An 11806-nucleotide genomic window follows, 5' to 3' on the forward strand; every position below is an offset into this window, starting at 1 on the left:
CCGTGGAAGCCGTGCACCCGCCCCGTCGGCCGCCCGCACACCGGACACGGCACCGGATCATCCCTCGTCCGCGCCGACACCCGGATGACCTTGCCCTCGTCCGCCACACCCTCGACGACCAAGGCCGACAAGCCCGAAAATACCACGCCCACAAGCTCGTTGACATCACGCACACCATGCCAACGATGGCCGTCACACTTCGTCACCACCGATTACGGGACAGAGCCGCTGGCTGGACACACCCTCATCCGTCTGGGCAGTGCGGCTCTGTCAGGCGCCGGTGGCGATTTGGCCGTAGTCGATCCAGCCGGGGGTGTTCCCGCCGTCGCCGCCGTTGTTGAGGAGGGCGGTGGTCGGGCCGGAGGTGACCAGGTAGTCGGTGTGGGCGTCGCCGTCGATGTCCGTCAGCGCCACCGTGTCCTGGATGGTGGTCTGGCCGACCGTCGTCCGGCCCTTGTCGGCCCAGCCACCGTGGCCGTCGCCGCCTTTGTTGAGGTAGGTGGTGAGGGAGCCGTCCGGGTTGATCACGTTGTAGTCGGCGCGGCCGTCCCCGTCGAAGTCGGCGAAGCGCAGGCGGCTACGGTCCGTGGTGAGGCCGGTGGCGATCCGGCCGTCATCGACCCATCCGCCGTGGCCGTCCCCGCCCCGGTTGAGGAACACTCCCACCGCACCGTCGTTCTGGGTGTTCACGTAGTCGGCGCGGCCGTCCCCGTCGAAGTCCGCGAACGTCACCTGCGCGGGGTCGGTGGTCAGCCCGGACGCCACCTGGCCCAGATCGCTCCAACCCCCGCCCCCGTCACCGCCGTTGTTCAGGTACACCCGCACCGAGCCGTTCGCGTTGATCAGGATGTAGTCGGCGCGGCCGTCCCCGTCGAAGTCGGCGAACCGCGCCCGGCCGCGGTCGCTGGTCATTCCTGCCGCGACCTGCCCCAGATCGACCCAGCCTCCGCGCCCGTCCCCACCCCTGTTCAGGCGCACCCGCACTGCCCCGCCGTCCTCGACGACCACGTAGTCCGACCGGCCGTCCCCGTCGAAGTCCGCCCACCGCACCCGGCCAGAACCGCCGGACTCCGTACCGGCGCGGTGCGCCGGCGCGGGGGCGGCAAGGCCGTCCGTGAAAGCCCGGTCCAGAACCTGGTCGAAGGTCTGCGCGATCCGCCGGTAGCCGAGGTCGTCGGGGTGCAGCCCGTCCGCCATCTCCTCCGGGGCCAGCGCGGGCGCGGCGGTGTAGCGGATCTTGCGGCCCTGGGCCTGCTTCGCCTGGACGGCCTGGCTCAGCGCGGTGTTGTAGTCGGCCACCTGGGCGGTCAGGTCGGGCGTCGTCGGGATCAGGCCCATCACCAGGACCGCCACGCCGGGCCGGTCGGCGAGGATCCGGTCGATCAGCGCCGACGTCCGGTCCGCGGCGTGGGCCTTGTCGGTGCCCCGGTCCAGGTCGTTGATGCCTATGTGGAGCAGCACGACGTCCGGCTGCGCGGCGGCCAGCCACCCGTCGATCCCGGCCGCGATGTCGTTGACCACGTACCCGCTGTGGCCCTCGTTGTCAGGGTCGGCGACCGCGCCGTTGTGGTTCGAGCCCACCAGGTCGACGGTGTACCGGTTCTGCTGGGCCACCAAGTCGGCGAGCGGCCCGCGGTAGCCGGCATCTGTGCTGCTCCGGTACCCGGCAGTGATCGAGTCGCCCAGCGGCATCACCCGCAGCACCGGCGCGGGGGCGGGCGCGGCGGCTGACGCCGTGGGGGCGGTGGTAGTGATCGCGGCCATCGAGGCGATCGTGGCTAGAGCGAGTGTGATGGTGCGGGTCATGGGGATCCTTCCCTGCTGTGTTTCGTGGTTCGGGCGCCGACGGCGATCTGCCCGTAGTCGATCTGGCCGGGAGCGTCCTGATTGCCGCCGTCGTTATCGAAAAAGGTGGTGGCGGTGCTGGTGGCGACCGCGTCGCGGCTCGGGCGGTGTGGTCGATCAGCTCGTGAGGGAAGACCGGGCACTACACGCCAGCTCCACCTGTCCAGGGACTGGGCAACCCGAGGTCCGGCGCAGTAGCGTTCCCGCGTCGCGTCCCTCCCTTCCCGGATGGTTCGTCGAGATTGTCACCATGAGATGCTGCGCCCTTTGCAACGATGGGCGCTGTCACGTCCCTGGCCCAGCCCTTCGGCTGGGCCGTCAGACGGGTCGTCCAGTGCGCCTTTTCACTCCTCCGCCCCGGTGCGGGCTGTGCCGGTCGTCTCTCGTCGCCTTCTTCACTGCGCCCGAGGTCTCCGACATCACCGGGCCCTCACATCACCGGTCGACGGCGGCCACTGTCAGATCGACTGCGCCGGTGGCGTCCCCTGGGACCTCGGACCAGTCGCTCCACCGGCCGCTGGTGGTGTCCAGCTCGGAGCCGAGGACCATTCCGCCCGCCGTGCCGTAGACGTGCACGTGGGTGCCGGAGGCGACGCTGGTCAGCGCGCTGAGGCCACTGCCCGGCAGCTGTGTCCAAGTCGGGTTGAAACGGCCGGCGTTGTAGTCGCCGACCTGGCCGAACATGGTCCGGTCTCCGCCGACGATCTCCAGGTGGACGACGTTGTTGACGATGCTTGCGGTCAGGTCGACGGCGCCCGTGGCACCGCCGGGGATCTCCGACCAGCCGCTGAACGTGCCAGTGGTGGTGTCCAGGTCCTCGCCGTAGACCCGGCCTTGCGCGATGGCGTAGAGGTGTACCTCGGTGCCTGCCGCGACACTGGTCAGCCTGGACAGCGGGGCGTTGTCGACCCTGGTCCAAGCGGTGTCGAAGTGTCCGGCGTTGTAGTCGCCGTGCTGGATCCACATCGACCCGTCCCAGCCCGCGATCAATAGCTGCACCACGTTGTTGACGATGCTCGCGCTGATGTCCCTGACACCGGTGGCGCCGCCCGGGACCTCCGCCCAGCCGCTCCAACCGCCGGTGACGGTGTCCAGGTCCTCGCCGAAGACCCGGCCGCCCGCCACGCCGTAGACGTGGACCAGGGGCCCGGCAGGGACGCTGGTCAGATTGGTGAGGCCGCCGCCGTCGGGGTGTGACCACTGCGGGGCGAAAGCTCCGGTGGTGAGGTCGCCGGTCTGGCTGGCCATGGCGCCCGCGCTGTCCGTCAGTTGCAGCGAGACCTTACCGGGTACGCCCGTGGAGACCCGGTACATCACGGTGGCGTGCGGGGCGACGACGGCGGAGACCACGCCGTCGGTGGTGCTGGCGGTACGTGTCCACAGGTCGGTGAGGCGGAAGGACGGCGAAGCCGGCAGCCCGATGTTCGACGTGGTGGTGGCGATGGTCCTCGGCACCTCGCTCTCGTTGAACAGCGTCACTGCCACGTCGCCGTTGACCAACGGCTTGGCCAGCACCGAGGTCCCCGGGGCGGAGGGCACCGGTACGCCCTGCCTGCCCAGCGGGTCCTGGTCGATTGCGATCACGTCGCGGTTGCCGTAGATGGCCAGGGTCTCGGGGGAGGCGGTGCTCAGATCGGTCCCGGCTATCAGCGGAGCGGCCATCACTGACCAGAGACTGAACTCGGAGCGCGCCTCGTCGGGGGTGAGGGCACCCATGTCGGTCGTGGTGCCGATCTCCAGCATGTCAGGGTCGTTCCATGCGCCGGGGTGTGCGAGGGCGGAGAACTTCGCGTTCTCGTGGTAGTTCTGCAGCAGCGAGCCGTAGGCGCTGTCGGCCGGTACCGACCAAGTGGGTGAGATGTCCTTGGAGGTGCGCCACAGGTTCCCTACCTGCGGGGCGACGGTGACATTGGGCTCGGCCGGGGAGCAGAGGCTGTAGACGATAGGGCGGCCGGTGTCCTTGAGCGCCTTTCCCATCACCGGGAACCTGGACGCCCAGTCCTTGCCACCCGGTACCGAAGGGTCGTTCGGTTTGAAGAAGTTGCCGCAGTTGTCGTACTTGAGCAGGTCGACGCCCCAGTCCGCGAAGGTCTGGGCGTCGACGGCCTCGTGGCCCATGCTGCCGGGGAAGTAGCGGTCGGTGCCCGGCACCGCGGGAAAGGTGCAGGTGCGCCAGCCCGCGCTCTCGTAGATGCCGAGCTTGAGGCCCTTGGCGTGGACGTACCGGGCCACGCTGGCAATGCCGTTCGGGAACTTCACCGGATCAGGCTGGAGACGGCCCGCGGAGTCACGGCCGTCGGTCGGGTCGTCCCATCCGGTCGCGGACTGCATCCAACAGTCGTCGAGGTTCACGTACTGGTACCCCGCGTCCCGGAGGCCGGAGCTCACCAGGAAGTCGGCGGTCTTCAACACCAGCGCCTCGTCGAGGCCCTCGCAGCCGAAGGCGTTCCAGTCGTTCCACCCCATCGGCGGCGTCAGGGCCAGCCCGTTGTCGAGTGCGCGCGCCTGCGGCGCGCTGCCCAGTACCAAGGCGCCCGATGTGGTTCCCAGGGCCACCGTCAGCGCCATTGCGGCGCCGAGCGTCCGCAGTGTGCGGATCGAATTCACTGTTTCCTCCCTCTTTGTCCAGACCTTCACGGCAGCCCCGCGCCCCACCGGGTCGCCCGGCAAGGGGAGGAACCGAACGGGGGCCGCCCCGGGCGCACCTAGAAGTGCACAGCGCATTCGGCTCGCAGTAGGGCGGGTGGATGGTTCCCTCCGCCGGTTGCAAGACGGCCGACCCGTCGGCCTGTCAGCCGACAGCGACAGCGCCGTCCGCGACCGCCCACCGCAGGGCGCTCCGGCACGCCCACGGGCGTGCCGGAGCGGTGGGTCAGAGCGCGCCGGCGATCTGGCCGAGGTAGATCCAGGCGCCGCCGAGGTCGTCGCCGCCGTTGTAGGCGTAGGCCTGGGTGGTGCCGTCGATGAGCAGGTAGTCGGCGTTGCCCTCACCGGTCAGGTCGGCGAAGTGGACGATGTTCTGGTTGGTGGTCGCACCGTTGGTGATCTTGTTGCGGAGGGTCCAGCCGCCGTGGCCGTCGCCGCCCTTGTTGATGTAGGTGGTGACGGATCCGTCGCTGTTGATGATGTTGTAGTCGACCTTTCCGTCGCCGTCGATGTCGGCGAAACGCAGCCGGGTGCGGTCGGAGGTGGCGCCCTGGGCGATGGCGCCCTGGTCGTTCCAGCCGCCGTGGCCGTCGCCGCCCTTGTTGAGGAACACCCCGACGGCGCCGCTGGCCTGGATGGCGATGTAGTCGGCCTTGCCGTCGCCGTCCCAGTCGGCGAAACGGACCTGGTCGGCGTTGCCGAGGCCGGTGGCGACCTGGCCCCAGTCCTGCCAGCCGCCGTGGCCGTCGCCGCCCTTGTTGAGGAACACCCCGACGGCGCCGCTGGTCTGCATGACGATGTAGTCGGCCTTGCCGTCACCGTCGAAGTCGGCGAAACGGACCCGGGACTTGTCGGTGGTCATACCGGTGGCGACCTGGCCGTAGTCCTCCCAGCCGCCGTGGCCGTCACCGCCACGGTTCAGGTACACGTGCACCGCGCCGGAGTCCGCCACGGTCAGCAGGTCCGCCCGGCCGTCGCCGTCCCAGTCCGCGTACCGCACCCGCCCCGTACCGCCGGACTCGCTGCCTGCCCGCTTCGGGGTGGTGGCGATGGTGGAAGTGACCCAGGCCCCGATGTTGTCGGTGCGTTCCGCGTGGGCGCTGGTGCGGGTTTCGGTGGTGGGGGTGTCGAGGCAGCCGCCCTGCCAGGCGCGGGCGACGATGCCGGCGAGGGAGGGCTTGTTGTTCTCGGTGCGCCACAGCGGTGCGCCGGCGTCGCCCTTGCAGATCAGGCCGGGAGCGGTGGGGGTGAGGTCGAAGCCGCCAGCGGTGACGGTGCCGGTGGTGGTGGCGGGGGTGTGGAGGGTGCCGGGGGTCCAAGCGGTGGCGGTGCGGCCGTAGCCGGCGGTGCTCAGCGCGCCGCCGCCAGTGGGTGCCGTGGTGGACAGGCCGATCGGGGCGATGTCGTACACCGGGGTCTGCAAGCGTGCCATGACCAGGTCGCGGTCGGCGTGGGGGACGAGCGCGACGATCGCGCTCTGGTGTCCGCCGGTGGTGTGGATGTCGGTGCGGCCGAGGGTGGCGGTGGTGGTGTTCTTGGGTGCGCCTGCGGTGACGGTGCCGGAGTCGTCGGCGAAGCAGGACTTGGCGGTGAGGACCCAGGACGGGTCGACGAGCGCTCCGGTGCAGGTGCGGCCGGTGTCGCCGATGGTGAGGTGGGCGGTGAAGGCGGTGGCGGGGTCGGCGGGCTGGCCGGTGGTCGGGGTGGCGGTGGAGCCGGTGACGCGCAGTTCGAGCAGGACGGCTCGGGTGCTGGGATCGATCGTCTCGCCGATGCCCTTGGTGCCGTTGGCCGGGACGTCGGTGGTCTCGGTGGGTTTCTGGTCAGTGGACAGGCTGGCGCGCACCGAGCGGTTGTAGGTGGTGATGCGGTAGGCGTCCGGGATGGTGAAAGCGAGGTAGCCGGTGGCGCCGGGGGCGGCGAAGCAGATGGTGTCGCCGTCGTCCTCGTCCGTGGTGCGGGCGAGGACCTTGATCTGGTAGCTGCTGGGCTGGGTGCAGTCGGCGAGGGTGATGCCGCCGTCGCCGCGGGTGAGGGTGATGCCCCGATCGGCCAGGATCTGGGCGGCGCCGGGGTAGGCGCCGTCCTCGACCGCGGACGGGACGTCGGTTGCGGTGGTGTCGGCCAATGCGGGCGGGGCGGATGCCAGCCCGGTAAAGACGGTGGCGGCGAGAGCGGCTGACGCCACCATCGCACCCGAAGCACGGTGCCTCATGAAAAACCTCTGCTTTGTCTGGGGATGAATATTTCTTTTCGCGCTTTCGAGGGCAAACCGGGCATCTTGCCAGCTGATGCGTCCTGGCGCCCCGTCAGGCGCAGACCTTAATGTATGCCTACCAACTGCGTCGAGACGGGCAACTGGGGGTTACTGAGGGGGGTTTCCGAATACTGAAATGCACCCGGGGTGGCGGGCGAAAAAACCGCCCGGCCTTCCCTGGGCTGGTTTCGTGCTGCCAAAATCCGGTGTTTCAGACTTTTGATGAGGGGTTTTCGTGAGTTCACGCAGGCGTAGAGAGATATTCAAGGGGAGGGGGTCCGTGGTGCGGTGGCTGTGCCGCGGGGTGCTGCCGCTCGCGCTGATGGTGTCGCTGGTGTCCGCGACGCCAGTGGCGGCGGAGGACACCTCCCCCGCGGGTCCGGTGCTGACCGACCGGGGGCGGGTGCTGCAGGCATGGAAGGACGGCGGCGTCTCGGTGCAGGCCGCCGCGGAGGAGGCCCTCGCAGGGGGCGACGACAAGGTCGCCGCGTTCCTCGGTGCCAGCGGCTCCGGTCAGGGGGGCACGTGGGCCGATGCCGAGGCCAAGGACAACGAGCAGGCGCTCCTGCAGATCGCCGTGACCGGTGGTCCGGCCCTGCGCAAGGCGGCCGCGGCCGCGCTCGACAGCCACGACAAGACGGCCTTCGCCGCGTTCTTGGACCAGGGTTGGAAGGCGCCTCTGGCGCAGGACCAGCGGGTACGGGTCTCCCAGATCATCGAGACCGGCGGGCCGGCCACCAAGGCCGCCGGCCTCAAGGCGCTGGATGGCTCCGCCGAGGCCGTCAGCGAGTTCCTGACACACACCCAGGACGTCACCCGCGAGAGCGACTCCAGGGTGCGGGTCTCGCAGATCGTCGAGAGCGGCGGGCCGGCCACCAAGCAGGCCGGCATGCTCGCCCTGGAAGGCTCGCTCGAGGACATCACCGAGTTCCTGGCGGTCGGTCAGCACATCGCCGCCGCCCGCGACCGCGAGTACGCCGACATCGCCCAGCTCGCCCAGCAGGCCAAGGAGACCAGCGACCAGGCCGAGCGCGAGAAGGACGCCGCCCTCGAAGCCGCCGACCAGGCCGTCACCGGGGCACGCCTGGCCCGCGAAGCGGCGGAGAAGGCCCGGGACGAGGCCGCCGCCGCACAAGGCGACTCCGCCAAGGCCGCCGCCGCCGCCAAGCGCGCCGCCGAGGCGGGACGCCAGGCCGCAGTTGCGGCGAAGGCCGCCATCAGCGCCGCACAGGCCGCCAACACCGCCTCACGCCTGGCCGCCGCCGCCGCGCAGCAGGCCGCCTCCGCCGCCGCCGGCGCCGATGAGGCAGCCGGCCGCGCGCTGACCTGGGCCGCGCAGGGCAAGGTCGACGAGCAGGCCGCCAAGGCCGCCGAGCAGGCCGCCGGCCGCGCCCAGTACGCCGCGGATGCGGCCGACCGCGCCGCCGGTGCCGCTGTCGGGGCCCGCGATGCGGCCCGGTCTGCTTTCGGCGCGCTGAACGACCTCGCCTTCACCACCCTGGCCGCGAACCAGGCCAACGACTATGCCAACGCCGCGGGTGCCTACTCGGAGGAGGCCAAGCAGGCCGCCTCCTCCTCCCAGCGCCACGCCGCCGAGGCCCAGCGCTCGGCGAACAAGGCCGCCGACCTCGCCGACCAGTCCGCCACCGCCGCCCGCGAGGCCGCCACCGCGGCCCGCTCCGCCGCCACCCACGCCACCAACGCCGCCGAGGCCGCCCGCAACTCCTCCCTGCACGCCGGCAACGCCACCACCGCGGCCCAGCGCGCCACCGCGCACGCCGCCAGCGCGGCGGAAGCCGCCAACACCGCGACAGCAGCGGTGAACAAGGCCGTTGCCGTCCACCAGGTCGCCCTGGCCAGCGAGCAGGAGGAGCGCGAGGCCCGCAAGGCCACCGGCATCAACCAGGCCCGCGACCTCAAGGCCGCCTTCGACCTCAGCGTCATCGAGGCCGACAAGGCCAAGACGCAGGCCCTGGCACTCGACCAGACCGCAGCCCAACTCGCCGCCCAGGCCGCCCAGAGCGGCGCCGACACCAACACCATCGTCGCCAACGGCCGCAAGATGGCTCTCACCGCCCTCAAGACCCGCGGGCCCTGGAGCAAGTCCGCCGCCGAGTACGCCCTCACCGGCTCCGACCAGGCCGTCATCGACTACGTCCGCTCCGGCTGGACCGCCTCCCTGCAGCAGGACGAACTCCTCCAAGCCCAGCAACTTGCCCAGGACAGCGAGTTCGCCGCGGTACGCACCGCCGCCACCAACGCCCTGGCCGCGAATGACCCGGCCCAGGTCCACACCTTCCTGACCACCGGCCGCCACCAGGCCGCCCTGGACGAGTACCGCGTCAAGACCTCCCAGATCCTGGAGACCGGCGGACCCGCCCTCAAGGCCGCGGCCCAAGCCGCCCTCGAGGCCAACACCGTCGACGCGCTGACCGCCTTCCTCACCCGCGGCCAGTACACCGCCAAGGCCGCCGACGACCAGGTCAAGATCTCCCAACTCCTCGAGACCGGCGGCGACGGCGGCGGCGAAGAAGTCAAACTCGCCGCCGCCATCGCCATCGAAAGCCCCAGCCCGGCCAAGACCGACTTCCTCACCAGCGGCCGCTACCGAGCCAAACAGCAGGACGACCTCACCCGGGCCCACGAAGCCACCATCACCAACACCATCGCTGGCTCCTGGCAGAGCGCCGCCCTCGCCCAACAGAACGCCGCCCTCGCCGCCAAGGCCGCCGCCGACGCCAACAACGCCGCCGACCAAGCCCAACAAGCCGCCGCCGACGCCGACCGCTACGCGACCGACGCCGCCGGCTACGCCACGGACGCGCAGAAGTCCGCCACCGCGGCCGACACCTCCGCCACCCAAGCCCACACCTCCGCAGCACAAGCCCAGCAAGCCGCCCACCAGGCCCGCGCCAGCGCCCTCGATGCCCAAGCATCCGCCCTGCGCGCCAGCGCCAGCGCCACTGCGGCCCGCGGCTCCGCTGACACCGCCTACACCGCCGTTGCCGCCGCCCGCCAGTCCGCGGAGAACGCGCACGAATCCTACGAGCACGCCGCCGCGATCAGCGATGCCGCACAAGCCCAGGCCATCGCCGAAGCCGACCGCGCCGCGCAACAGGAGGAGGCATTCTGGGCCTACATGCAACTCCGTGAATCTGCGGAGGACAGCGGCGTCGACTGGAACGACGTGCTCAACGGGATGCTGGCGTTCCAGAAGTACTTCGGCACCAGCCTCAACCCCGAGGACTACACCAGCTACGACCGCTTCGCCGACATGATGCACACCAAGCTCGACATCATCGGGCTGGTACCAGGCGTCGGAGAGGCCGCCGACCTCATCAACTGCCTGTGGACCGGCGGCGAATACCTCGCCGACTACGCCAGCGGCGTCGACTTCGGCCTCTCTTGCTTCAGCATGATCCCCATCGCAGGCTGGGCCAGCGCCGGCGCCAAGTTCATCAAGAAGTTCGGCAAGAAGGCCCTCGAAGGCGTCGAAGCCGCCTGGGGCTGGCTCACCGGCGCCAAGAAGGCGGCAGCTGCAGTCGCCAAGATCTGTGTCCGAAACAGCTTCCCCGCCGGGACCCTCGTCCTCATGGGCGACGGCACCACAAAGCCCATCGAACAGATCAGAATCGGCGACACCGTCCAAGCAGCCGACCCACAGGCCGGCGAAAGCGGATCACACCGAGTCGAAGCGACCATCTACACCCCCGACGACCTCGACTTCACCGAACTCACCGTCACCAGCCCCGACAAGACCCAGCAAGGCACAGTCACCGCCACCGACCACCACCCTTTCTGGACCCAGAACACCACCCAGTGGACCGACGCCGGCGACATCCGCGTCGGCGACACCCTGCGCACCGACACCGGCGCCACTACCCAGGTCGCCTCCGTCCGGCACTGGACCGCCCTCCAACCCGCCTACAACCTCACCGTCGCCGACCTCCACTCGTACTACGTGCTAGCCGATACCATCCCGCTCCTGGTCCATAATTCGGACTGTGAATGGGCCGTCCCCGATGTCAAAACACTTGACGCGATATGGGAGCGGATGAAATTCAAGACCAGGAACGACTTCGGTGAGGCGGCGTGGGGAGGGCACAGCCTCCAAGATGCAAGCAAGCTAAAGACGCCAGAGCACGTTGAGAAAATGAGAGAAGCGGGCATGACCAAGGAGGACGCCCAGTATTGGCGGAACTTCTACAAGAATATCGCCGATAAATCAGAAGCGAAGCATGCCGACAGGCCTGGAGCCATCAACCCCAGCGCCAGGTCGCGTCAGGATCTGTTCCAGTATCTCATGGACAACCTCTAGGAAAATTATGCGATTTCTCATTCGCTCAGACCGCTGCGTTACAGTAGCTTTCGAGCCGACCGCGGCCGAATACACACTGGAGCAAGGCAAGACGATCACTGTGGAGTGGCCTGCGGGAGGCGATGATGGGATGGTGTCTCTAGAGGCTGATTTCTTCGTTGTTTCCGCTCCGAGCGGCGGATACAACAGGGCTTGGGGTGATGACGGCGTGGAAATCTACATTGGCCCCGAATCGGGGCCCGACGCTCGCTGACCCCATAGCGTCTCAGGAGAGGCCCAAAGGCAGACGGGGCCTCTCCTGAGACCGTGTTTGAGCCCGTCCTCGGGGGCTCAGCCGCGCTGGCTGAGGTGGGGCCACTCCAAGCCGTTCGTATTGACCCGAAACGGTAAGGGTCCGGGCTCGTTGATCCGGGCGTGACGGATCTGGTGGGGGACGCGCGGCGCCTGGCGCCGCACCCGTACCCGCACCCGCGCCACCGCCAGCCGATGCGCCTGGTCGAACACCACCGCTCCCCTCCGGCCGGCACCGCCGACTCGTCCTCACACACATGGCCCGAGACCCCCAGCAGTCGTCCTCGAAGTCCGCCTGTCCTTCGGCGCCGCACTCCCCGTAGTACCAGCCCGCGTTCCACAGGACCGTTACCGCGCCGCCTCCTCCATCTCCCGGCGCACCGGGGCGAGTTCGGCGGCCCAGTCGACCCCGGCCCGGCCGAGCGCGACGAGCTGCTCGAAGGTGAGCT

General features: G+C 69.8%; 4 protein-coding genes and 1 pseudogene. 1 reads left to right on the plus strand and 4 read right to left on the minus strand.

Annotated features, from left to right (window positions below):
- The 4 genes and pseudogenes from OO48_RS41325 to OO48_RS39430 all read right to left on the minus strand — a co-directional run.
- A pseudogene (locus OO48_RS41325) lies at nt 1-173 on the minus strand (ISL3 family transposase); the annotation flags it as partial.
- A 97-nt stretch (nt 174-270) separates the two neighbouring features.
- On the minus strand, nt 271-1806 hold the full coding sequence (locus OO48_RS32780) for an FG-GAP-like repeat-containing protein (RefSeq protein WP_033223018.1): 1536 nt from the start codon (nt 1804-1806) through the stop codon (nt 271-273).
- Between the two features lie 474 nt (nt 1807-2280).
- Entirely contained in the window at nt 2281-4452 is a 2172-nt protein-coding gene (locus tag OO48_RS35625) for a glycoside hydrolase family 27 protein (protein WP_245194902.1), read from the minus strand.
- 265 nt (nt 4453-4717) lie between these two features.
- Nucleotides 4718-6619 carry an FG-GAP-like repeat-containing protein gene (locus OO48_RS39430; protein ID WP_051733334.1) on the minus strand — a complete coding sequence of 634 codons (1902 nt, stop codon included), beginning with the start codon at nt 6617-6619 and terminating at the stop codon, nt 4718-4720.
- A gap of 409 nt (nt 6620-7028) precedes the next feature.
- On the opposite strand from OO48_RS39430, the gene OO48_RS40890 reads away from it, so the two are divergent.
- Entirely contained in the window at nt 7029-11066 is a 4038-nt protein-coding gene (locus OO48_RS40890; RefSeq protein ID WP_051733337.1) for a polymorphic toxin-type HINT domain-containing protein, read from the plus strand.
- The last annotated feature ends 740 nt before the right edge of the window (nt 11067-11806 follow it).

The organism is Kitasatospora phosalacinea (genome assembly GCF_000716545.1).
In the GTDB taxonomy this organism is placed as follows: Bacteria; Actinomycetota; Actinomycetes; order Streptomycetales; family Streptomycetaceae; genus Kitasatospora; species Kitasatospora phosalacinea.